The organism is Flavobacterium sp. 38 (assembly GCF_057799715.1).
The window spans coordinates 727,476-748,886 of sequence record NZ_JBYNWZ010000002.1 but is presented as its reverse complement, the minus strand read 5'-3'; the positions used below and the strand labels follow the sequence as shown (position 1 = coordinate 748,886).

General features: G+C 33.5%; 23 protein-coding genes and 1 other RNA gene. 10 read left to right on the top strand and 14 right to left on the bottom strand.

What is annotated here, in order from left to right:
- Nucleotides 1-42 precede the first annotated feature (42 nt).
- Together kdsB and AC3E9W_RS08295 are read right to left on the bottom strand one after the other, a co-directional pair.
- A complete protein-coding gene (gene kdsB, locus AC3E9W_RS08300; protein WP_488768008.1) occupies nucleotides 43-777 on the bottom strand; it encodes a 3-deoxy-manno-octulosonate cytidylyltransferase in 735 nt (244 codons plus the stop codon).
- 204 nt (nucleotides 778-981) lie between these two features.
- Nucleotides 982-1,791, bottom strand: a complete 810-nt coding sequence (locus tag AC3E9W_RS08295; protein ID WP_488768007.1) for a class I SAM-dependent methyltransferase — start codon at nucleotides 1,789-1,791, stop codon at nucleotides 982-984.
- 286 nt (nucleotides 1,792-2,077) lie between these two features.
- Here AC3E9W_RS08295 and AC3E9W_RS08290 point away from each other — a divergent pair, with 286 nt between their 5' ends.
- A complete protein-coding gene (locus tag AC3E9W_RS08290) occupies nucleotides 2,078-3,412 on the top strand; it encodes an outer membrane protein assembly factor BamB family protein (protein WP_488768006.1) in 1,335 nt (444 codons plus the stop codon).
- A gap of 102 nt (nucleotides 3,413-3,514) precedes the next feature.
- Here AC3E9W_RS08290 and ygiD read toward each other — a convergent pair whose 3' ends face one another.
- Together ygiD and AC3E9W_RS08280 are read right to left on the bottom strand one after the other, a co-directional pair.
- Nucleotides 3,515-4,345 (bottom strand): 4,5-DOPA-extradiol-dioxygenase, encoded by an 831-nt coding sequence (gene ygiD, locus AC3E9W_RS08285; RefSeq protein WP_488768005.1) that lies wholly within the window; start codon nucleotides 4,343-4,345, stop codon nucleotides 3,515-3,517.
- Nucleotides 4,346-4,585: 240 nt separating this feature from the next.
- A complete protein-coding gene (locus AC3E9W_RS08280) occupies nucleotides 4,586-5,995 on the bottom strand; it encodes an ATP-dependent DNA helicase (RefSeq protein ID WP_488768004.1) in 1,410 nt (469 codons plus the stop codon).
- Nucleotides 5,996-6,396: 401 nt separating this feature from the next.
- On the opposite strand from AC3E9W_RS08280, the gene AC3E9W_RS08275 reads away from it, so the two are divergent.
- The gene (locus AC3E9W_RS08275) at nucleotides 6,397-7,215 is read left to right on the top strand and encodes a DUF3822 family protein (protein ID WP_306161379.1); all 819 of its coding nucleotides are present in this window, start codon (nucleotides 6,397-6,399) and stop codon (nucleotides 7,213-7,215) included.
- Nucleotides 7,212-7,817, top strand: a complete 606-nt coding sequence (locus AC3E9W_RS08270; protein WP_306161381.1) for an RsmD family RNA methyltransferase — start codon at nucleotides 7,212-7,214, stop codon at nucleotides 7,815-7,817. Before AC3E9W_RS08275 ends, AC3E9W_RS08270 begins: the two co-directional genes overlap by 4 nt.
- A 311-nt stretch (nucleotides 7,818-8,128) precedes the next feature.
- Here AC3E9W_RS08270 and AC3E9W_RS08265 read toward each other — a convergent pair whose 3' ends face one another.
- Nucleotides 8,129-10,243 carry a TonB-dependent receptor domain-containing protein gene (locus tag AC3E9W_RS08265; RefSeq protein ID WP_488768003.1) on the bottom strand — a complete coding sequence of 705 codons (2,115 nt, stop codon included), beginning with the start codon at nucleotides 10,241-10,243 and terminating at the stop codon, nucleotides 8,129-8,131.
- 140 nt (nucleotides 10,244-10,383) lie between these two features.
- Between AC3E9W_RS08265 and AC3E9W_RS08260 the strand changes: the two genes are divergently transcribed.
- The 3 genes from AC3E9W_RS08260 to AC3E9W_RS08250 all read left to right on the top strand — a co-directional run bounded on the left by AC3E9W_RS08260 (nucleotide 10,384) and on the right by AC3E9W_RS08250 (nucleotide 12,731).
- Nucleotides 10,384-11,742: a sensor histidine kinase gene (locus tag AC3E9W_RS08260; RefSeq protein WP_488768002.1), complete on the top strand. Its 1,359-nt coding sequence runs from the start codon at nucleotides 10,384-10,386 to the stop codon at nucleotides 11,740-11,742.
- A 10-nt stretch (nucleotides 11,743-11,752) separates the two neighbouring features.
- Entirely contained in the window at nucleotides 11,753-12,439 is a 687-nt protein-coding gene (locus AC3E9W_RS08255; RefSeq protein ID WP_488768001.1) for a response regulator transcription factor, read from the top strand.
- A gap of 97 nt (nucleotides 12,440-12,536) precedes the next feature.
- Nucleotides 12,537-12,731, top strand: coding sequence for a hypothetical protein (locus AC3E9W_RS08250; protein ID WP_248727465.1), 195 nt, complete (start codon nucleotides 12,537-12,539; stop codon nucleotides 12,729-12,731).
- 244 nt (nucleotides 12,732-12,975) lie between these two features.
- Here AC3E9W_RS08250 and AC3E9W_RS08245 read toward each other — a convergent pair whose 3' ends face one another.
- Both AC3E9W_RS08245 and rnpB read right to left on the bottom strand, forming a co-directional pair.
- Nucleotides 12,976-14,226, bottom strand: a complete 1,251-nt coding sequence (locus AC3E9W_RS08245; protein WP_488768000.1) for a cation:dicarboxylate symporter family transporter — start codon at nucleotides 14,224-14,226, stop codon at nucleotides 12,976-12,978.
- Nucleotides 14,227-14,256: 30 nt separating this feature from the next.
- Nucleotides 14,257-14,603: RNase P RNA component class A (rnpB, locus tag AC3E9W_RS08240), an RNA gene on the bottom strand.
- 125 nt (nucleotides 14,604-14,728) lie between these two features.
- Between rnpB and AC3E9W_RS08235 the strand changes: the two genes are divergently transcribed.
- Nucleotides 14,729-15,022, top strand: coding sequence for an SH3 domain-containing protein (locus tag AC3E9W_RS08235; RefSeq protein ID WP_008467915.1), 294 nt, complete (start codon nucleotides 14,729-14,731; stop codon nucleotides 15,020-15,022).
- 169 nt (nucleotides 15,023-15,191) lie between these two features.
- Here the strand turns inward: AC3E9W_RS08235 and AC3E9W_RS08230 are convergent, their stop codons facing one another.
- The 6 genes from AC3E9W_RS08230 to AC3E9W_RS08205 all read right to left on the bottom strand — a co-directional run bounded on the left by AC3E9W_RS08230 (nucleotide 15,192) and on the right by AC3E9W_RS08205 (nucleotide 18,031).
- Nucleotides 15,192-15,563: a LysM peptidoglycan-binding domain-containing protein gene (locus tag AC3E9W_RS08230; protein ID WP_306161389.1), complete on the bottom strand. Its 372-nt coding sequence runs from the start codon at nucleotides 15,561-15,563 to the stop codon at nucleotides 15,192-15,194.
- Between the two features lie 7 nt (nucleotides 15,564-15,570).
- Nucleotides 15,571-16,050: a BON domain-containing protein gene (locus AC3E9W_RS08225; RefSeq protein ID WP_306161391.1), complete on the bottom strand. Its 480-nt coding sequence runs from the start codon at nucleotides 16,048-16,050 to the stop codon at nucleotides 15,571-15,573.
- A 161-nt stretch (nucleotides 16,051-16,211) separates the two neighbouring features.
- Nucleotides 16,212-16,394 carry a LysM peptidoglycan-binding domain-containing protein gene (locus tag AC3E9W_RS08220; protein WP_488767999.1) on the bottom strand — a complete coding sequence of 61 codons (183 nt, stop codon included), beginning with the start codon at nucleotides 16,392-16,394 and terminating at the stop codon, nucleotides 16,212-16,214.
- 45 nt (nucleotides 16,395-16,439) lie between these two features.
- Nucleotides 16,440-16,583, bottom strand: a complete 144-nt coding sequence (locus AC3E9W_RS08215; protein ID WP_488767998.1) for a hypothetical protein — start codon at nucleotides 16,581-16,583, stop codon at nucleotides 16,440-16,442.
- A gap of 6 nt (nucleotides 16,584-16,589) precedes the next feature.
- Nucleotides 16,590-17,066, bottom strand: a complete 477-nt coding sequence (locus AC3E9W_RS08210) for a BON domain-containing protein (RefSeq protein ID WP_306161395.1) — start codon at nucleotides 17,064-17,066, stop codon at nucleotides 16,590-16,592.
- Between the two features lie 167 nt (nucleotides 17,067-17,233).
- Entirely contained in the window at nucleotides 17,234-18,031 is a 798-nt protein-coding gene (locus AC3E9W_RS08205) for a hypothetical protein (RefSeq protein WP_488767997.1), read from the bottom strand.
- A 121-nt stretch (nucleotides 18,032-18,152) separates the two neighbouring features.
- Between AC3E9W_RS08205 and AC3E9W_RS08200 the strand changes: the two genes are divergently transcribed.
- From AC3E9W_RS08200 to AC3E9W_RS08190, 3 genes are all read left to right on the top strand, one after another.
- Nucleotides 18,153-18,812 carry a hypothetical protein gene (locus AC3E9W_RS08200; RefSeq protein WP_488767996.1) on the top strand — a complete coding sequence of 220 codons (660 nt, stop codon included), beginning with the start codon at nucleotides 18,153-18,155 and terminating at the stop codon, nucleotides 18,810-18,812.
- Between the two features lie 61 nt (nucleotides 18,813-18,873).
- The gene (gene dnaX, locus AC3E9W_RS08195; RefSeq protein ID WP_306161400.1) at nucleotides 18,874-19,959 is read left to right on the top strand and encodes a DNA polymerase III subunit gamma/tau; all 1,086 of its coding nucleotides are present in this window, start codon (nucleotides 18,874-18,876) and stop codon (nucleotides 19,957-19,959) included.
- Nucleotides 19,960-20,219: 260 nt separating this feature from the next.
- On the top strand, nucleotides 20,220-20,642 hold the full coding sequence (locus tag AC3E9W_RS08190) for a DNA polymerase III subunit gamma/tau (protein ID WP_488767995.1): 423 nt from the start codon (nucleotides 20,220-20,222) through the stop codon (nucleotides 20,640-20,642).
- Between the two features lie 87 nt (nucleotides 20,643-20,729).
- On the opposite strand, the gene AC3E9W_RS08185 is transcribed toward AC3E9W_RS08190, so the two are convergent.
- Nucleotides 20,730-21,308 (bottom strand): NAD(P)H-dependent oxidoreductase, encoded by a 579-nt coding sequence (locus tag AC3E9W_RS08185; RefSeq protein WP_488767994.1) that lies wholly within the window; start codon nucleotides 21,306-21,308, stop codon nucleotides 20,730-20,732.
- Nucleotides 21,309-21,411 lie beyond the last annotated feature (103 nt).

Below are 21,411 nucleotides of genomic sequence, written 5' to 3'. Positions count from 1 at the left end.
TTTCATCCGCGTCTAATTCCAAAAGCCAAATTAAAACCATAACTAAAGATCTCTCAGCATCGCTCTCGCTCTTTCTAAATCATCAGCCGTATCAATTCCGATTCCGACGTGAGTGGTTTCTACCATTTTAATGCGTTTTCCGAACTCTAAATAGCGTAACTGCTCTAACTTCTCAGAAGCCTCTAAAGATTTCATTGGAAGGCTGTAAAAGTCTAATAAGGCCTGTTTTCTAAAAGCATAAATTCCGATGTGCTGAAAATATCTCACTCCAACATTCTTTTCTCTTGGATACGGAATTACAGATCTAGAAAAATACAACGCAAACTGTGATTGATCTACCACCACTTTCACATTATTCGGATTATTGATTTCTTCTTCATCTGTGATTTCACGCATTAAAGAAGCTAAATCAACTTTCTTTTCTGGATCATTTTTGAAAACCGACAAAACTTGTTCTAACGGCCCAGCTTCAGTAAAAGGCTCATCTCCTTGCACATTTACTACAATATCTACATCAAGATTTGCAACAGCTTCTGCAATTCGGTCGCTTCCAGATTCGTGTTCTTTTATGCTCATAATTGCTTTTCCGCCATTTGAAACGATTTCATCAAAAATCAAATCAGAATCGGTTACTACAAAAACATCGTCGAACAGTTTTGTTGCAACTGCTGCTTCATAAGTTCTTAATATGACCGTTTTACCTCCTAAATCCTTCATTAATTTTGCGGGAAAACGTGTTGAGGCGTACCTTGCGGGAATTACTGCTATTACCTTCATTATATTGTTTTACTGAGTTAAAAAACTCAAAATTTACTATTTGTTATTCTGAAAATGTAGTGCCTGATTTTTTTCAGGCTTAACCTTTTGCAAATATGCAAAAATTGCTTTTAAATTTCCTGTTTTTCATCTCTTTGTACGGGATCTAAATCTTGCATTGAATTTTCTACACTCTGTAAACAATATACAATAGTTTATTAAAAATTAAACCGAAACCGTAACACGAAGAAAAGTTGCAGGAATTGATGTAGAACTTTCATTACTCGTATTCTGTCTGTTAACTAAATCTTCGAGCTTAGCATATAATTCAGAAGCTTTCCCGTTTTGCTCCGCCGCTTCAAAAGCATTCATTGTTGGACCGTAGTAATTTTTTAAATTATTCAGCCAATCTGAAGGCGGAAATGCTGCTTCAAACGTAAAGGTATCTCTCTCGAAAGAAATATTTTCTTTAGGAACTCCAGCATTTGTAAACCTTTCGATAACATTATCTTCAATACCCCAAAGCATTGGGCTTACAAAACCCTCAGGAGGCGGAGGTGTATATTCAGAACTAATTTTCAGGATTTGTGCAATCAACGTTGGGTCACCTGGAATCCAATTCCCCATAATAACTTTACCTCCAGGCCGTGTAACTCGAACCATTTCTTTAGCCACATCAAAAGGTTTTGGCGCAAACATTGCCCCAAAAATACTCATCGAAATATCAAATGATTGATCTTTCAATTCATTCAAATCGGTTGCGTCTCCTTCTTTAAATACAATATTATTGAGTCCTTCATTTTTGGCTCGAATATTTCCCGCTTCCACTAGATTTCTTGCTATATCAACGCCTAAGACATTGGCTCCTAATTTTGCCGAAGGTATTGCAGTTGTACCATCGCCACAGCCAAGATCTAAAACGTCTTGATTTTTTTTAATTCCAATTTTGGCAACCAATTCTGCACCGCTCTCTCTCATCGTTTCTGCAATGCGCGTAAAATCGCCCTTTTCCCATAATGCTTTGTTCGGATTCATCTCATTTTTATCAGTGATTATAGTGCTGATGCCGCACTTTTAATTAATTTTTTAAACGTCTTATCATCAGTCAATCACAAAGGCGCTTAAATCATTAATTACAAAAAGAAGAGTGGAAAAAGAGGAAGAAAAACAAAAATAACCAACTGATAAACAAATACTTAATAAAAACACAAACAAATTTAAATAAAAGATTTTAATATTTCACTGAATTTATTTTCTAACATATTTCTTAAAGCATTGCATTTTAATATGTTATAATATTTTTACTTTTATAAGAAAAAACATGAAGAGAAACTTTACTTCGCTCCTGCTCTATTTCTTTTTAATTTTTACTTCGAATGCTTTTTCACAAAACAGCAATTCTAAAATTTTAAATTCTTTTTCAAATCGCATTTTATCAGGAAAAGGATATCAGCCAATTCAAAATTTAAAATGGAAATTCAAGACTGAAGATAAAATCTTTTCTTCTCCTATTGTACAAAACGGCATGGTTTACTTTGGGAGTGAAGACGGCTATTTTTATGCTATTGATGAAAAGTCTGGAAGTTTAAAGTGGAAATTTAAAACAAATGGCGCTGTACATAGTTCAGCAAGCATTTATAATGATATAGTTTATTTCGGAAGTTTTGACGGCTATTATTATGCTTTAAACTCAAAAACAGGAAAAGAAATCTGGCGCTTTAAAACCAAAGGCGAACATTGGTATAGCGAAATTGGAATGTGGGGAATGAAACCAAATGACCTATTAATGGATGATCTTTGGGATTTTTACCTTTCGTCGCCAGTCGTATATTTAGAAAATAAAATGTCGTTAGTCATATTTGGAAGCAGCGACGGAAATATGTATGCTGTTGATGCCACAACAGGAAAATTAAATTGGACTTTTAAAACCGATAAACCAATTCATAGCACAGCCGTTATAGAAAAATCCACTTTGTTTTTTGGCGGTTGGGATGGTATTTTTTATGCTTTGGACTGCAAGACTGGAAAAGAAAAATGGAAATTTTCTACCGAAATTAAAATGGGTTTTACTGGAATTCAAGCTTCAGCAACAGTTTCTGACGGTATTGTTTATTTTGGTGCAAGAGATCCGTATTTTTTTGCTCTTGACGCCGAAACAGGAAAGCTAATCTGGAAATACAACGCCGAAAATTCTTGGATTTTGAGTTCGGCTGTTGTCAAAGATAATACAGTTTATGTTGGAACTTCAGACACTTACGCTATGTTGGCATTGGACGCAAAAACGGGAAAAGAAAAATATCGCTTTAAAGGCAATGGTTATGTGTATTCTTCACCTGCAATTGCTGGAAACACGATTTATTTTGGAGATTTTTCAGGAAATTTCTTTGATTTAAATCTGCTTTCTGACGGAAAAGAATCGAATACCATTCCGACAGAAAACAGAAATAAATACGCCGCAACTATTCTCAACAATGATTATCTGGATTTTGGTTTCGTTGCCAAACAAGCTGATTTATCCATTTATGCCGAAAACCAAAAGATAATGAATGAATTTTACAAATTGGGTCCTATTGTTTCTTCTCCATTCGTCAGCAATAATGTTATTTTTTATGGAGGTGCAGACGGTTATCTTTATGCATATAAACTAGCGAAATAACTAATTTTCTTTGTGAATCTCTGCGAAAAATCTTTGTGCAACTTTGTGCTATAGCTATTTCACAGAGATTCGCAAAGATTTTCCACAGAGATTCACTAAGTTTTACATGATTTTTACCGAAGTCATGCTTAAAGAACCTGCCAATAATTTATCATTAAACAAATCCAATTCGTCCGTTTTATCTTTTAAACCCAAAGTATACAATAACGGAAGATAATGTTCTGGAGTTGGAACTGCCAATTGAACGGCTTTATTCATTTTTTCGAAATCAATTAACGGCTGAAAATTTCCGTCCAGCAAATAATTATTTATCGTTTCTCGCGCTTCAATTGCCCAATCGTAACCGTAATTGTCTTTATCAAAATTTCTGAAATCGACCATTCGAAGATTGTGCACAATATTACCGCTTCCGATAATTAAAACACCTTTATAACGAAGTGCTTGAAGCTTTTGAGCCAATTCAAAATGATATTGTCCTGATTTGGTATAATCAATACTCAGCTGAATTACGGGAACATCTGCATTTGGATATAAATGTTTAATAACGCTCCACGCACCATGATCTAGTCCCCAATGTTCGTCTAATTCAACCATTACAGGATCTAAAATCTTCTGTGTTTCTACAGCCAATTCTGGACTTCCTTTTGCTGGATATTGCACATCAAAAAGCGCTTGCGGAAAACCTCCAAAATCATGAATGGTTCTTGGCATTTCCATTGCGGTAACTTTTGTGCCTTTGGTAAACCAATGTGCCGAAACACATAAAATAGCATTGGGCTGCGGCAATGTTTTAGCCAGATTTCGAAAACCCGCCACAAACTGATTTTCTTCAATAGCATTCATAGGGCTGCCGTGTCCTAAAAACAGAACCGGCATTTTATCGGTATTCGAAAACGTAGATGAAATCGAATGTAAGTCGTTTAACGTTGTCATGGTTATTGTTTTTTTGCCACGAATTTCACAAATTACTCTAATTTTTAAAATCTCAAAAAATTATGCAATTAATGGCGTTAAAAAATTAAACACGAATTGCACAGATTTTCACTAATTATCATGCAAAAAAATTAGTGCTAATTAGTGAAATTCGTGGCTATTAAAAAAAAATGAGTTACACAGATTTCTTCACTAATAGCATTAAAAAATAATTCGTGCTAATTTGTGAAATTCGTGTTTTTATTCCTCAAAACTTTCGTCTTTAAAGCCTATCAAATATAACTTATTTTTGGCACGTGTCATTGCGGTATAAAGCCATCTGATATAATCGCGGTCAATTCCGTCTGGAAGATACGGCTGTTCGATAAAAACCGTATTCCACTGCCCTCCTTGCGATTTATGACACGTAATGGCGTAAGAGAATTTCACCTGTAATGCGTTAAAATATTCGTTTTCTTTTACCTTCTGAAATCTCTTGTATTTCGTTGGTTCATCTTCATAATCTTTCATCACTTCTTCGTACAAACGATTCGATTCTTCGTAGGTCAAAGATGGAGATTCACTGGTTAAAGTATCTAAAATCAGAACCGTTTCAAAAGGCTTTTGGTTCGGATAATCCACCATTCTAATTTTTACTTTTGCAAATTTAGATCCGTACAGTTCTTTGATACCGAACATTTCCAGAACTTCAATAATATCTCCGTTGGCAATAAATCCAGCTTCGTCGGTTTCTTTTAGCCAGAAATAATTGTTTTTTACCACCATCAGGAAATCACCAACAGAAAGTTCGCTTTCTTTAAATAAAATTCGGCTTCTGATCTGCTCATTGTACTGATTGGCTCTTTTATTAGAACGAACAATAAACGCCGTATCTTCAATGCTCCAATCGCTGTAGGCCGTATTTATGGCATCTTGAATATCGTAACCGTCCGTCAAACGAACAATGTCTTTGAACTTTTTGACATTGAATCTAAATTCCGTAATAAAACTTTCCTTCAATAATTCGCGTAATTCGGTTGCATTGTACAAAATCCCCGAACTTTCTTCCTGACGCATTACTTCGTCCAATTCAATATGTTCAATTTCTTTATCATAATGAACGCCCAAAGTCTGAATATCAAGCGCCGGACTTATATCTAAATTTACAGGAGGCAGCTGGGCGGTATCTCCCAAAAGAATCATTTTGCAATTGTTTCCAGAATACACATAATTAATCAGATCGTCGAGAAGCGATCCGCTGTCTAAAGTGCTGTCTGAAATCATCGAAGCCTCATCGACGATAAAAATGGTGTTTTTATGCTTGTTGACCTGCTTTGTAAAAGCCACTCCGCCGCCAGATGCTTTCTTGGGGAAATATATTTTTTTATGAATGGTAAAAGCTGGATTATTCGAATAATTGGCGATTACTTTTGCCGCGCGTCCCGTAGGTGCCAGCAAAACATATTTTTTATTAATGTCTCCCAAATTATTGACAATGGTAGAAATAACGGTTGTTTTCCCCGTTCCGGCATATCCTTTCAAAACAAAAATGGTGTCGTTTTGAGGTTCAGTAAGAAAGATTGCTATTTTCTGAAAAAAAATATCCTGTTTGTAAGTTGGTGCAAAAGGAAATCGTTTTTGTAAAGTGCCGTAAAACTGTGCAGAATTCATAAAGTAATATTGAAATACAAAGTTCGGCTTTTATTTTTTTAAACCATATAAGTTATATAAGTTTAATTTAAACTGGGTTTTGTTGAACACGGATGACGCGGATTCGCTATCGCGAAGACGCGGATAAAACGGATTTCTTTTAATAAAATTCCATAAAAAAATTCGCGAAAATCAGCGTTTTCGCAATAGCGAATCCGTTTTATCCGCGTCCTATTAAATGAACTTATATAACTTATATGGTTCAAAAGCACCTTAACCAAACCTTTTCTTAACCTTTCTTTTAAGTTTAATCAAAATTGTTTTTCGAAATTGCAATTATAATTGTTCCTTTTTAATTTGTAAGTTTGTGGTCGCTTAAATTCTTTCTTGATTTAAAACAGGTAACGAATTGTAAATCAACTATGTCATTACAAAATACTAACATTACTTCAAAAAATTACAGGAAACTTTCAATTCAGGTTTCTCTGACTGGATTCTCCTATTGCTGTTTTGATACTTTAAATAATATTATTACTTCTTTTAAAGAAATAAAATTTGATACTTCCAAAACACATCGAATTGAGGATTTATTCAGTGATGCTTTCAAAAACAATCCTGAACTAAAAAATACTTACGATGAAGTAATGGTTATTCATAACAATAACCTTTCGACTTTTGTTCCGACTGCTTTGTTTGATGAAAATTATTTAGGAAGTTATCTGCAATACACCACAAAAGTATTTGAAACAGACCATTTTAATTTTGATCAAATTCCTAATTATCAGATGAATTCGGTTTATATTCCGCATGTGAATATCAACAATTTCCTGATCGATAATGTGGGGTCTTTTGATTATAAACACGCCAATAGTATTTTGGTCGAAAAAATTCTAGACAGTTCAAGAAACAACGACGACAAGAAAATGATCGTCAATTTTAATCCAGGTAATTTCGAGATTATTGTAGTGCAAAATCAAAAACTTTTGCTGTTTAATTCTTTTGAATACGTAACTCCAGAAGATTTTATCTACTATATTTTATTTACAGCAGAACAAATGAGCATGAATCCGGAAAGTTTCAAATTAGAATTATTAGGAACCATTTCAGAAAATGATCCATTTTATGCAATAGCTTACAAATATGTACGCCATATTTCTTTCTTAGATGTTACTAAACTTCAAGAAAGAAACAATTTTACAGCCGCTCAAAATCAAAAACATTATATCTTATTTCAATCATGAGAATCATTTCAGGAAAATACAAAGGACGCAGAATTTTTCCGCCAAAAAATCTACCTGTAAGACCTACGACTGACATGAGTAAAGAAGCATTGTTTAATGTTTTGAATAATCATTTTAATTTTGACAGTTTAAAGGTTTTAGATCTATTTTCGGGAACGGGAAACATCAGTTATGAGTTTGCTTCACGCGGAAGTGCTCCTATTACGTCAGTTGACGGTGACTTTGGATGCGTTAAATTTATCAAACAGGTTTCGTCAGAATATGATTTTGATATTGCCGCAACCAAAAGCGATGTTTTTAAATTTTTAGAAAACTGCAGAACGACTTACGATATTATCTTCGCAGATCCTCCTTACGGATTGGATCAGGCTACTTTTGAGAAAATTGTTTCGACTGTTTTTGAAAAAGAATTATTAGAAGATGACGGAATGATGATTATCGAGCATTCTAAATATACCAAACTCGATCATATGAGTAATTTTTCGTTTCAGAAAAGTTATGGCGGTTCTTTTTTTAGTTTCTTCGAACTAAATTCTACCGACGACGACGAGGAATTACCGCACGATGTTTCTAAAAAAGAGTCTGAAGAAGATGAAGGCTAGTCTTTTGGGACGCTGATAAAACAGATTCGCTTTCGCGAAAAAGCGGATTTACACAGATTTTTTAGCCACAAATTACACTAATTTCACAAATTTATTTTAATATGAATTGCCTCCAGCTTTAGCTGGAGGTTTTTTATTTTCAATAGTAATGGCTTTAGCCGAACCTTGAAGTTTGGCTAAAGCCTTTCCAAAAACAATTCACTAATACCTCCAGCTAAAGCTGGAGGCAATTCATATCTATCTTGTTTTATCTAAATAAAAATCCGTTTTTATCAGCGTTTTGCGAAAGCAAATCCATCTCATCCGCGTCCCTATCGAATGCGATTCTCACTTTCATTCACATTCTTTTCTTTAAATTCAGAATCTTTGATTTTTCCAAAAGAATAGCGCAAGGTTAACGCAATTTCATTTGCATCAACCAGATATCTAGCTCTCGAACTTATATTGTTGACAGTAAATCTTTCAGTGTAAATTGTATTTTTGAAAATATCATTATAACTCAAAGTGCAATTCCAATTTTTACCAAATGATTTTGCTAACGAAAGATCAAAAATCAGCTTTGCATTTCGTTCAAAAACACCTTCTTTCTGTTTTGTAGCTCCCCAAAAAGACAGAACGAAAGTGAAATTCTTTGGCAACTTCAAAGTATTATTAGAATAGTAATACAAATAGGTTTTAGAAGAATTAAAAACAGCTAATTTGTCTTCAATTTTATTGGTTGCGAAAATTAAAGAATTGGTCGATTCCCAGATTTTATAGCTAAAAGGAAGCGTAAACTCTACATTATAACCCGATTCTTTTTCAAAATTTTTCTCTGTAAAAGTCAATACATTGGTCTGATTATCAAAAACAAAATCTTGATAAATAGGATTCTTATTTTGATATAAAGTCAGTTTAACCGATTTGTTATGATATTGGAAAGTAGTAGAAATTACATCCATAAATGTTGGTCCCAAATTGATATTGCTTCCGTAAATAAAATAAGGATTTATATAGGTTGCAATCATACTCAATGCCGAATAATTAGGTCGCGACACACTTTTTGAATAATCAACACTGATGCTTTTTGTACTATCAATTGGAAATGAAATTTGCGCCTTCGGAAATAGATTTGTATAATTTTTATCAATTAAAGCGGTACTTTCTGTACTGTATTTTCCATTTACTCTCGTATTTTCTATTCGCAGTCCCAATGAAAAATCTGCTTTTTTGATTTTACCCGAAAGCTGAGAATATGCAGCAGAATTCTCTTCTTTAAAATTATATCGAAAAGCTGTGTTTTCAGTTCTTTCATAATCAAAAATATCATAATCAGATTTGGATTTTGCAGCAGAATAAAGGGCGCCATATTCCCAATTCATTTCATTTTTAAACTTTTTTTCTAAATCAATTCGACCCGAAAAAACATCAACATTAAACTTCTGATCTCTATTTTGGGACAATTGAAAATCTGTTTCGTTAAAATTATTTTGAACCAAACTCCACAAATGCTGATTAAAATTGGATAACTGAAAGCCAGCAAACAACTTAGTATCAATCGCTTTTATTTTCTTTGAATAATTTACAAATGAATTGATAAAATTCTTTGAACTTGAATTATCGCTTAATGTAAAAACATTATTTTCTTCCTCTTGATTTTTGTTGAAGGTAAAGGTGTTAATATCAAAAGTGTCGTTTTGAGATTTCCCGTTTGCACTAAAAGAAAAATAATCATCGTCGCTTATTTTATAGAACAAACCTCCACCAAAAATATATTGGTTTCTATAAGTAGTTGCCGATACATCATAATCTGAAATAATATCGGCTTGCGGAATTTGGTAAGCAATACTATGGTTTTCCCAAGGATTTAAGCGATTATAATTAAAGTTAGCTTTCCATTCTAGTTTCCCTTTTTTAAAACTCGAATTAAAACCTAAATAATTATTGTAATTTTTTTTGAAAGATGCTGTTTCGGAAATATCTGTTTTAAAACTGTCTTTTTTGCTCAGCTTTCTGGTAATCAAGATAACGGCGCGACCTTCTGCTTCGTATTTAGAAGATGGATTCTGAATGATTTCGATTGTTTTAATATCGGATACAGCCAAAGCATTTAATTCGTTCATTCCTACTCTCTGGTTGTCAATGTAAATTAACGGCGTTCCTTTTCCTACTACTGAAATATTTTCGCGATTGGCACTTACTTGAACTGTCGGTAATTTCGAAAGCAGATCAACAGGATTCGGAATAGCATTATAAACCGAATTGGCAACATCTACTTTTATGTTTCCGTTTGAGTTCGTAAACGTGTTTTTATTTTGAGTAATTACAACTTCATTCAGTTCTTTAGAAATTGAATCTTTTGGAGTTTCATTTTGTGCATTTGCCATAAAAGAAAGGCAAAAAAGTAAAAGAGCAATAAGCAGTTTTAAGGGCAGATAAAAATTCATTTTAAAATTTAAATTAGGTTAGCGATGCTGCAAAAATGCTTTGAAATCCCTGTTCTGAAAGTTAATCGAAGGTTAATGGAGCGTTAATCTGCTATTTGTTTAGCAAAAGCTGTATTTTTGAAACAGATTTTAAAATGAGTATGAAACAAAGAATCAATTTATTAATCGGATTTTCTGTCGTAGCGCTATTTGTGCTTATGACGGTGCAATGTTATTTGGTAAAAACGGCTTATGAATATAAAGTCGCGCAATTTCACACTCAAATTAAAAACGAAATTGCTCAAATTACCAATAATTACAGCGATATCGATTCGGCTTTGGTTTCTAAAAAAGAAACGCTTTACAAAAGCCTTTCAGAAAAATATATGAAGGGGAAAAATAGCCGATTGGATATTAAAAATGGTGTTTTGAATACCGAATTTCAGAACATTATTACGCAGAAAATTAAAAGAAAATTCGAAAGAGATTTACCGAATTTCAAAATTGATTTTGCCGTTGTTCTAAACAAATTTATTCTGTATAAAAACCAACAAAAAGCGGATACGATTTTCTCTGAAAAACCTTTTATTCAAAACAAATTGTACGGAAATCTGTCTTCTTTAAACCATGCTTTTTTAGTGCGAAGTTATGTTGGAACAACAAACGGAACTTTTGAAAATAATGAATATCAGTTATTGACTGAAGACTCGATGTATGTTTCTGTAATTGATTGGGAAATGATTATTCTAAGACGAATGACTTTTATCCTGATTCTTTCGCTGTTCTCTATTGCGACATTAATCGGTCTTTTTGTAATTGCTATTAGAGCTTTAATTAAACAGAAAAAAGTTAGCGACGTTAAAACTGATTTTATCAATAATATTACGCACGAACTGAAAACGCCGTTAGCAACTTTGGGAATTTCGACTAAAATTTTAGCGCAGAAAAACATTCGTGACAACGATGAAAATTTTAATTCGATTGTAAATACTATTTCGCGTCAGAACAATCGTCTTCAGAATTTAATTGATCAGGTTATGGCTAATTCACTAGCTGAAAATGAAATTGAATTGCAAAAAGAAAAAATAGAAGCCGAGGATTTTCTGCTTTCTATCGTAAATGATTTTAAAATCACTTTTCCTAAAATCAATCTTAAAACCGATTTTCAAACAGAGAAAACTATTTTGGTACTGGATAAATTTCATTTGACTACAGCTTTTTTAAATGTGCTCGAAAATGCCGTAAAATATGGCTCGAATACAATTACAGTTAGAACAAAAATTATAGAAAAACAATTCTCGATTAGTTTTGAAGATGACGGAATTGGCATTGCTAAAAACAAACAAGCGCTGCTTTTCGAAAAGTTTTATCGCGTTGAACAGGGAAATATCCACAATACTAAAGGTTTAGGTCTTGGATTGTATTATGTTGATCAAATTGTAAAAGCGCATCAGGGCTCGATTAATGTTATTAGCGATTTAGGAAAAGGCGCTCAGTTTACTATTTTATTAAAAGTTTAATTCCCTTATTTTGAAAAGATTACTTTTAGCCGAAGACGATTTTGATTTTGCCACGATTTTAAAACAATATTTAGAACTGCATCAATTTGAAGTGGTTTGGGCCGAAAATGGCGAAATCGCTTTGGATTATTTTAAAAACCAAACTTTTGACATTTGCGTTTTTGATGTCATGATGCCCAAATTGGACGGTTTTTCTTTGGCTGAAAAAATCATAAAAATCAATCCTGAAGTTCCCTTTATTTTTCTAACGGCGAGAAAGTTACAAGAAGACAAAATCATCGGACTGAAACTTGGCGCAGACGACTATATTGCAAAACCTTTTGAAGCTGATGAGTTAATTCTGCGCCTGCAGAATATTCTAAAAAGACTGGAACAAAAGAGAACGCTTAACGGAAACAATACCATTGAAATTGGCTCTTACATCTTTGATAACGAGCGTTTAACTCTCAATAATAAAAATCATGTTCAGAAGCTTACCGAAAAAGAAGCTTCTCTTATCGAATATTTATTTTTAAACCATAACCAATTATTAAAGAGAGAGCAGATTTTAATGTCGGTCTGGAAAACAGATGATTATTTTTCTGGACGAAGTATGGATGTTTTTATCAGCAGATTGAGAAAATATTTTAATTCTGATCCGAAAATCAAGATTGAAAGTACTCGAAATATTGGGTTAGAGTTTAAAATTGACAAATAACTTTCTGCAAATCATATAATTTTTCATAAGCAATTGTATAACAGCAATTAACTGTATGGATTTTAACTTTGTTAGAGAACTTTTAAATCTAACAATCATGAACCTAAAAAGATTTTTCGGTGGATTGCTTACAATCCTCGGAATCATTGGACTTATTTATACAGCCGTTATTTTTGCCGGCACTTCTGGAGAAACCAGAGATATAAAATCGCTTATTATTTACGGAATACTGGGAATTGTCTTTTTCATGTCAGGAATTAGCTTGGTACGAACTACAAAAGACGAAAGCTAAAACTTGCCACTAAGGCACTATTTTTTTGCCACAAAGGCGCTAAGACGCTAAGTTTTTTTTAAGCCACACATTATACTGATTAAAAGATTTTTCTCCCGCAGATTGCGCAGATTAGGGAGATTTTTAAAATTAAGAATCAGCTCAATCTGCCCAATCTGCGGGAGAAATAAAACTTTGTGGCTTTGTGTCTTAATGGCTAAAAAAAAATAAAACCTTAGCGTCTTAGCGCCTTTGTGGCAAAAGACTATTCTTCCGCTACAGGATCAAGATTTAATTCTGTGAAGTCTCTTTCTGTTTTGGAGATTATTATGGTTGCGACTGTATTTCCAATTAAATTGGTAATGGCTCTGGCTTCGCTCATGAATTTGTCTACGCCTAATAAAAACGCTAAACCTTCAACTGGAATTTTATGCAAAGCTGTTAAGGTCGAAGCTAGAACTATAAATCCGCTTCCTGTTACGCCTGCCGCGCCTTTCGAAGTAATCATTAGAATTCCGATAACGGTTAGAATTTCGAAGAAACTCAAATGCACATCGTACAATTGCGCGATAAACAATACTGACATCGAAAGATAAATCGAAGTTCCGTCGAGGTTAAAAGAATATCCTGTCGGAATCACTAACCCTACGACCGATTTACTGCAGCCCATTCTTTCTAATTTGACCATAATACTGGGCAAAGCAGCTTCTGAAGATGAAGTTCCGAGAACCAATAAAAGTTCTTCTTTGATATATTTTAAAATCGAAAGAATACTTATTTTATAATATTTCAAGATGCTTCCCAAAACCAAAAAGACAAATAACGCCATAGTCAAATAAACGCAAAGCATTAGTTTTCCTAATGGAATTAAAGTAGCCAAACCAAATTTTCCGATTGTATAGGCCATTCCTCCAAAAGCACCAATTGGAGCGAGGTACATAACGTATTTTAAACCGAAGAAAACCACTTTAGAAAATCGTTCTAAAACTAAAATAGTCTGTTCTCTTTTTTGATAAAAATTCAATGCAATTCCGCAGATAATTGCGGCCAGTAAAACTTGAAGGGTAAAATTGGATAAGAAAAACTGAAGCCAAGAAAAATCTTTTGCAGCTCCTTGAGTATATTGGCTTGCATCACCAAAAGTAAGTCCCGATTTGTCAATTTTTCCAGGTTTAAATATATAAGCAACTGCTACGCCAATTGCCAAAGCAACTGTCGAAACCACTTCAAAATAAGTTAGTGCTTTTACTCCAATTCGGCCGACTTTCTTTAAGTTTCCCATTCCTGAAATTCCCAAAACGATTGTCAGGAAAATAATTGGTCCGATAAAAAGAGAAATAAGCTGAATAAACTTCTTGCCTAGAAACTCCATCTTGACACCATTTTCAGGAGAAAAATGTCCAAGCAAAACACCTGCAATAATGGCAATTAAAACCCAAAATGTAAGATTGGTGGCAATGGTTCTAAAAAGGCTTTTTTTAGCTTTGGAAGAAGAATCTGGAGTACTAATATTCATGAAAATAGGTTAGATAGTTCACAAATATATAAAAAATGCAGACCTGTAAGCCGGATTCTGTTCTTGCCTCGTTTTTAATTCGAAACAATACCTTATCATTTATCTAGATCCAGCATTACTACTGGACTCAATCTACCTACCCTTCGGCAACGGACGAGAAGCCCTTAAATGCCGATATACTTGGTATTTCACCGCATAGAGTTTACCTGGTTTCACTACAGCATTACCTGTACATACTTTCTGCTGCACTTGTCCTAATTCCGTCTCGTTTCAAAGAACGAGACGGAACCGACGGGCGTTACCCGCTATGCTTCTCTGTGGTGTCCGGACTTTCCTCCCTCCCGATGAATCGGGACGACGATAAGGCGGTCTGCGCTGCAAAAGTAGCGATTTAAGTACTAACAATAATGATTTTAAATTTCAGATTTTATGATTTTTATCCTAACTTTTTAATTCTAAAATAGTTATCTTTAGAAATCTATAATTTTAAATTCAGTTTATCATGAAAAGAATGTATCATTACGCAACTGTTTCAAAGGCTTTAGATCAATTGAATGAAAAAGGATTTACGTGCGATTTTAATCGAAATGCTGATGCGATTAAAAAGAATCCTGAGAAATTTGAAATTGTTCATGTGTATCGATACGAGGGTGAGTCGGACCCGGCGGATGAGGCAGTTGTATACGGAATTAAATCGACTTCTGGAAAAAAAGGAGTCTATGTAGCTGGCTTTTCAGCCGACTCAGATCAAGAAACAGCAAAATTTTTATTTGATTTGAGTATTAGAGGGAGGTAAAAAAATTTAAATTCCAATTTTTTAAAATTCCAAATTCCAAAAATTGACTGGAACGTAGTAAATTTTAAAATCTATTTTTTTTAAATTCCAATAAAAAAATTCCAAATTCCAATTTTTCACTAGATGCGAAATTGGAATTTGGAATTTAAAAAATTGGAATTTTTTCTATTTATGCTGAAGGAATTTTAAGTTTCCAACCCGGCTGAATTAAATCAGGATTTGAAATTATATCTTTATTGGCTTCAAAAATATCCTGCCAAGAAACACCGTACGCCTTTCCTATTTTCGATAGCGAATCTCCTACTTCAACAGTATATTCTTTTGTAGCGCCTAGAGCAACGTCAATATTCATTACCATATCTCCAGATCTGTAATCTGGATCAATTTTATTATAAGCATCCCAAATTTTATCTTTATCCATCGCAGACTGGGCAGTTCCGTCGATGTATAAAACATTATCCTGTTCTCTTACTTGAAGATTTGACACTCCAAGTTCTGAAGCCAAATCTGTTACTTCTCTGTATTTATCTTGTAAACTCATAATTCCCTTATTTAATAATTAATTTATTGTCTACTTTTTTAGGATGCAATTCCTGAATACTCTGCATTAAAGGCTGCAATTTATCTCTTTTGATTTCTCCAGAAAGCGTAACAATACCTCCAACAACAGTCGCGCTCACACCTTCGTAATCTTTTACAACCTTACTAATAGATTTGTCCAAATCGGCATCAGAATTAATTACAACAGTCGCTGCGGCTGGCTCTTGGTTGGCTCTGGCAAGTTCACAGGTATTTACAACAGATTTTACGCCTTTAACAGCTCTTACGCTTTTTTCAATATTTTTTTTGAAAATTTCGTCTTCACAAGTTCCTGTGATGGTAGCCACACCATCATGAACGGCAACTTGCACTTCTGGAGTATCTCCAAGTTTTTCACTAATTGCTTTTTCAATATCGGCATCGTTAGGCTTGCAGGATACCAAGGCAATACAAAGGCTCATTCCTAATAAAATGGATCTCATTTTCATAATACATTTTTTTAATAATTAACTAGTTAAAATTAAACAGATTATGATGTACTATTTTATAAGATATGCCTAAGGTATTATATGGTTTCCAGTAATTGACGCGTTTTGCATTCAATAAAAAAGAAAAAGTCCGCCATAAAAGACGGACTTTGCACTCATTTTTAAGCTGTAGGTATTTTTAACTTCCAGCCTGGCTGAATTAAATCTGGATTTTTTATGATGTCTTTATTGGCTTCGTAAATTGATTGCCAAGAAACATTATATTGTTTCCCAATTTTTGATAACGAGTCACCGCTTTTAACGGTATAATCTGCTACTGCACTTTCACTAACTTCAATATTCATCACTACATCAGCCGATCTAAAGTCTGGATCTAGTTTTCCGTAAGCTTACCACAATTTTTCTTTGTCATCGGCAGACTTTGCTGTTCCGTCAATATATAAAACATTATCTACTTCTCTTACTTGTAGATCTGCTGTTCCTAAATTAACCGCTAAATCTGTCAGCTCTCTGTATTTATCTACTAAAGTCATGGCTTCTTATTTAATGGTTAATTTATTTTCAACTTTTTTTGGTTTCAATTCCTGCACACTTTTAATCAAGTTAGGCAATTGCGTTTTTTTGATTTCTCCTGTCAACGTAACTACGCCATCTTTAACTGTAGCACTAACACCGCTGTAAGCTTTTACCACTTCAGTAATAGAAGTTGTCAAAACAGCATCTGGGTTAATAGTTACAGTAGATTCTACTACTGGTTCAGGAGCAGGTATTTCGCAGTTGTTCACCACAGATTTAACTCCTTTAATACCTTTCACCATGCTTTCAACGCTTTGCTTGAAGGCATCGTCTTTGCAAGTTCCAGAAACAGTAGCAACTCCTTTTGTTACCGTAACTTCAACTCCTGGAAAAGCGCTTAGTTTTGAAGTGATTTCTTTTTGAATTTGCCCATCGTTTGGTTTGCAGGCTACCAAAGCCAAAGAGAGACAAACTCCCAATAAAATAGATTTAGTTTTCATAATATTTTTTTTAATTGATTATTTAATTAGCATAACGCAATAATCAATCAAATATTACAAATATTCTTACAATTTATTTTAAACGAAGAAAGTTTTTATTTACGATTAACCTTTTAAAGATGATTCAAGCAGCCAAAAGTTAATTTGAAATCTTGCTTATGAGAAATCTAACTCCCTAATTTACCATATCGCTGCTGTTCAGAAAAATAGATAATAATCGTTTTTCCATTCTTTTTATAAGGATAGAATAATTCATAGCTCCCTTTATCTGAACTGTATCTTAGCTTATCGCTATTTTCATTAAAAACTTCATTCAGATAAATTCTTTCTTCTTTAGTAGTCTGATAAATATAATTTATTTTTTGTGGCTGAATGGTATCATTATCCAAAGCTTCATTATAGAAAGCATTAAAACCAAGAAAAACAGGAGAATCTTTAATTGAATCTTTCACAATTAAAGTCACGCCTGGGAAATTTTTATCGGTTTCAGACAAAACTCTTAAAATTCCTGTTGTTTCTTTAATGTAGGATTTAGAAAAAGTGTAATTCAAAAGTTTATCGCTATTGGATTTGTTAGATTCTACAATTGATTTTGCAGAGTCAATTAGCATTTTTTCTTTTTTTGAAGAAGTTAAATAATCTCCGCCAAAAAGAATAATCAGAATTAAAGGAAAAATTAAAAGCAAAGTAATAAACTTGCGTCTATTAGATTTTGCATTTACGGCATCTTCATTGTTTCTTTCTGCAATTCTTGTCAAATTAAACATTAGGTTTACAATAAGAGATCCTGTCATAAGAGCAAGAATCCCAAGTATACTAAAATAGAAGCTTTCGGTCATATTTTCTCTAAAGACTTTTAGTCCGAAAACCTGAATTACAATAAAGGTAAATACCCAATAAACCAATAAAAGAATAGATGTAATTCCGATAATATTACTTAACCTGACAATTTGTTTTGCGTTCATTTATTTTATGATTAATTAAAGAATAGAGGATGTTATTGAATTCAAATTCGTGTTAAAAATACTATTATTTTATTAGCTAAGAATCATTCAAAAAGATTATCATTGTAATTAAAAACTTCGTATGAAATTAAAGTACTTTTTTCTTTTATTGTTTTTATGTTTCTACAATTATTCTTTTTCTTGTGAATGTAAACCGATCGATAGAGAAAATATGGTTGGGTTTGGATTAAAAAAAGCCGAAATTGTATTTTACGGAGAAGTTATAAAAGTAGATTCTATAAAAAGGATTTACACTTTTAAAATTATTGAACTTTTTAAAGGGAAACACAATTCTCAATTCATTACACATAAATACTCTGGCAATTGTTCTATTATTCCGTCAGTAAAACAACTTTGGATTGTTTATGCTGATTTTAACGATGATAAGACTATTGAGGTGAGCGGTTGTTCTCCAAGTACTGGATTCAAACCTTATGGAAGTGGTTCCATGCCTTCTCCACCAGAAATCCATATTTCTCAAAAGGTAGAAGATCAACTAAAAACATTGACTTTTTATGCTTGGAATTTGAGTTTTGAAAATCGAAATTTACAAGATTGGATTTATCAATTAGAAAAATTAAGAATCTATAAAAAAGCACAAAAAGAAATTTCTGATAAAGAAATAATCACAACAAAATTGGAAACTTACAGCAAATACATTATCATATCTTTGATTGTCAACATCGTATTATTCCTTAGTTTACTCTTTGTTATTTTGAAGAAAAAGAATTTCGCCAAATAAGTAAAATCGGTTTTAAACAACGAAACAAAAGTCATATATTTGCTATCCAATAAAAGAGAATATGGAACAATTTGTAGTATCGGCTCGTAAATATCGCCCGCAGACCTTTAAGGATGTTGTGGGACAAAAAGCCATTACCAACACTTTGTTGAATGCCATAGAAACCAATCACTTGGCTTCTGCTCTTTTATTTACAGGACCGCGTGGAGTTGGTAAAACAACTTGCGCCCGTATTTTGGCTCGAAAGATAAATCAGCCTGGATATGATGATCCTACAGAAGATTTTGCTTTTAACGTTTTTGAGCTGGATGCTGCATCAAACAACTCGGTTGATGATATTCGTAGCCTTATTGATCAGGTTCGAATCCCGCCACAAACTGGACAATACAAAGTATATATCATCGACGAGGTCCACATGTTGTCTTCTGCCGCTTTTAATGCTTTTCTTAAAACATTAGAAGAACCACCAAAACATGCTATTTTCATTTTAGCAACAACAGAAAAACACAAAATCCTTCCAACGATTTTATCTCGCTGTCAGATTTTCGATTTCAAAAGAATTACAGTAAAAGATGCTAAAGAACATTTGGCTGATGTTGCTGAAAGTCAAGGAATTGTTTTTGAAGATGATGCACTGCACATTATTGCTCAAAAAGCAGATGGTGCGATGCGTGATGCATTATCTATTTTTGACCGTGTAGTTTCTTATTGCGGAACCAATCTAACGCGTCAGGCAGTAACTGAAAACCTGAATGTTTTAGATTACGAAACGTATATTTCGATCACCGATTTACTTCTTGAAAATGAGATTCCAAAGCTTTTATTAGCGTATAATGATATTCTAGCTAAAGGTTTTGACGGACATCATTTTATTGCTGGTCTGGCTTCGCATTTTAGAGATTTATTAGTGAGCAAAACGCCTTCAACTATTTCTTTATTAGAAGTTGGAGAACAAGCGCAGCAAATGTATGCCACTCAATCTCAAAAATGCTCTCAGGAATTTTTATTGAAAGGAATTGACATTGCAAACGACTGCGATTTAAAATACAAATTAAGTCAGAATCAACGACTTTTAGTTGAATTATGCTTGATGCAATTGGCCTCTATCAATTTTGATGGAGAAAAAAAAAAGCTGAGCAATTCATAATTCCGCCCGTTTACTTTAAAAACGGAGGTTATTCTATTGTTGAAGTTGTAAGTCCAAAGACAGAAATTCCAAATACGAAATCCCAAATTCCAACTTCGGCGGAAAATGGCAATGGTAATACGGCTGTAAATACTCAAAACACAGCTCAAACTCCTACTGAACAACCAAAAGTTCAGACTCCAGAAGCTCCTAAAACAGACACAAGCGGTGCTCCAAAAGTTTCTGCATTTTCTCTTGCCAGCATTCGCAAGAAAAAAGAAATGGAAGAAAGCAGCAAATCGTACGTTAAGCCGACTTCTTCTTCCGTTTTTATGACAGAAGAATTTAACGAAACCGATATGCGTCTTCATTGGAACAAATATGCGGAGCGATTAGGGCAAAAAGGTTTCAAAATCATGGAATCTATCTTGTTGATCAATGATCCAGTTTTGAATGGAACAACAATTACTTATGAGCTTCCAAATGAAGGTTCTAAACTTGAATTTGAAGGCATGATAAATGGCTTGCTAGGGCATTTAAAAGGGCATCTGCACAATCATGATATTACTATCGATGTTATTGTAAATGAAACTGTAGAACTGAAGAGAACTCTTAATGACCAGGATCGCTATAATCGTTTCTTAGAAATCAACCCAAATATTGAACTTTTGCGCTCAACATTTGGATTAGAGTTGAATAGTTAATTTTTTTGTTTGCCACTAATTTCACTAATTTTCACAATTTTTTTAGCCGCAGATTAAATAAATTAAATGAATTTTTTCTGCAACCGCTTATTTATTCTTAAACCCGAAATTGTAGACTTTTTCGAGCCATTTTTTTCTTTGTTCTTCACTGGATCCTTTTACAATTCCGATGTAACTGACTTTTACTGGTTTTACGCCGCAAAATTCTAAAGTTGATTTCCTTAACTGATTGACGCTTGGTCTTCCGTAAACCAATCTATAGTACCAACTTGGCTGATCTAAGGTTGTGATAATATGAGATGTTTTTCCTTTCAATAATTTATCCCACCAAACTGAATTCTCACGATATTGAAACGCCATTCCAGGCAAAAATAATCGGTCTATAAATCCTTTTGTAATTGCTGGAAGTCCACCCCACCAAACAGGATGAATCCAAACTAAATGATCGGCTCTTTTGATTTTTTCCCAAGATTCTAGTAAATCTGGCTCTAAATCGGTTCGTTTTTGGTAACCAAATTGAAGATTTGGATTGAAGTTTAAATTAGCAATTGTTATGGTTTCTACTTGGGCGCCAGAAGCGATGGCTCCGTTTTTATACGATTCTGCAATTCCGAAATTGAAGCTTTCAGGATTTGGATGTCCGTTTATAATCAGTATTTTTTTCATATCGAAGTTTTTTCAAAAATACTGTTCGTATATTTTCTTTTACTGGACAAATGTCTATAAATGTGCCTAATCTTTCTTTGCTGTTTTTTTTCTCGCAGATTTG

Excerpts from the sequence above, each read along its gene's own strand:
- kdsB (WP_488768008.1), bottom strand. The coding sequence starts at position 777 with ATGAAGGTAATAGCAGTAATTCCCGCAAGGTACGCCTCAACACGTTTT.
- AC3E9W_RS08295 (WP_488768007.1), bottom strand. The coding sequence starts at position 1,791 with ATGAATCCGAACAAAGCATTATGGGAAAAGGGCGATTTTACGCGCATT.
- AC3E9W_RS08290 (WP_488768006.1), top strand. The coding sequence starts at position 2,078 with ATGAAGAGAAACTTTACTTCGCTCCTGCTCTATTTCTTTTTAATTTTT.
- ygiD (WP_488768005.1), bottom strand. The coding sequence starts at position 4,345 with ATGACAACGTTAAACGACTTACATTCGATTTCATCTACGTTTTCGAAT.
- AC3E9W_RS08280 (WP_488768004.1), bottom strand. The coding sequence starts at position 5,995 with ATGAATTCTGCACAGTTTTACGGCACTTTACAAAAACGATTTCCTTTT.
- AC3E9W_RS08275 (WP_306161379.1), top strand. The coding sequence starts at position 6,397 with ATGTCATTACAAAATACTAACATTACTTCAAAAAATTACAGGAAACTT.
- AC3E9W_RS08270 (WP_306161381.1), top strand. The coding sequence starts at position 7,212 with ATGAGAATCATTTCAGGAAAATACAAAGGACGCAGAATTTTTCCGCCA.
- AC3E9W_RS08265 (WP_488768003.1), bottom strand. The coding sequence starts at position 10,243 with ATGAATTTTTATCTGCCCTTAAAACTGCTTATTGCTCTTTTACTTTTT.
- AC3E9W_RS08260 (WP_488768002.1), top strand. The coding sequence starts at position 10,384 with ATGAAACAAAGAATCAATTTATTAATCGGATTTTCTGTCGTAGCGCTA.
- AC3E9W_RS08250 (WP_248727465.1), top strand. The coding sequence starts at position 12,537 with ATGAACCTAAAAAGATTTTTCGGTGGATTGCTTACAATCCTCGGAATC.
- AC3E9W_RS08245 (WP_488768000.1), bottom strand. The coding sequence starts at position 14,226 with ATGAATATTAGTACTCCAGATTCTTCTTCCAAAGCTAAAAAAAGCCTT.
- AC3E9W_RS08235 (WP_008467915.1), top strand. The coding sequence starts at position 14,729 with ATGAAAAGAATGTATCATTACGCAACTGTTTCAAAGGCTTTAGATCAA.
- AC3E9W_RS08230 (WP_306161389.1), bottom strand. The coding sequence starts at position 15,563 with ATGAGTTTACAAGATAAATACAGAGAAGTAACAGATTTGGCTTCAGAA.
- AC3E9W_RS08225 (WP_306161391.1), bottom strand. The coding sequence starts at position 16,050 with ATGAAAATGAGATCCATTTTATTAGGAATGAGCCTTTGTATTGCCTTG.
- AC3E9W_RS08220 (WP_488767999.1), bottom strand. The coding sequence starts at position 16,394 with ATGAATATTGAAGTTAGTGAAAGTGCAGTAGCAGATTATACCGTTAAA.
- AC3E9W_RS08215 (WP_488767998.1), bottom strand. The coding sequence starts at position 16,583 with ATGACTTTAGTAGATAAATACAGAGAGCTGACAGATTTAGCGGTTAAT.
- AC3E9W_RS08210 (WP_306161395.1), bottom strand. The coding sequence starts at position 17,066 with ATGAAAACTAAATCTATTTTATTGGGAGTTTGTCTCTCTTTGGCTTTG.
- AC3E9W_RS08205 (WP_488767997.1), bottom strand. The coding sequence starts at position 18,031 with ATGAACGCAAAACAAATTGTCAGGTTAAGTAATATTATCGGAATTACA.
- AC3E9W_RS08200 (WP_488767996.1), top strand. The coding sequence starts at position 18,153 with ATGAAATTAAAGTACTTTTTTCTTTTATTGTTTTTATGTTTCTACAAT.
- dnaX (WP_306161400.1), top strand. The coding sequence starts at position 18,874 with ATGGAACAATTTGTAGTATCGGCTCGTAAATATCGCCCGCAGACCTTT.
- AC3E9W_RS08190 (WP_488767995.1), top strand. The coding sequence starts at position 20,220 with ATGGAAGAAAGCAGCAAATCGTACGTTAAGCCGACTTCTTCTTCCGTT.
- AC3E9W_RS08185 (WP_488767994.1), bottom strand. The coding sequence starts at position 21,308 with ATGAAAAAAATACTGATTATAAACGGACATCCAAATCCTGAAAGCTTC.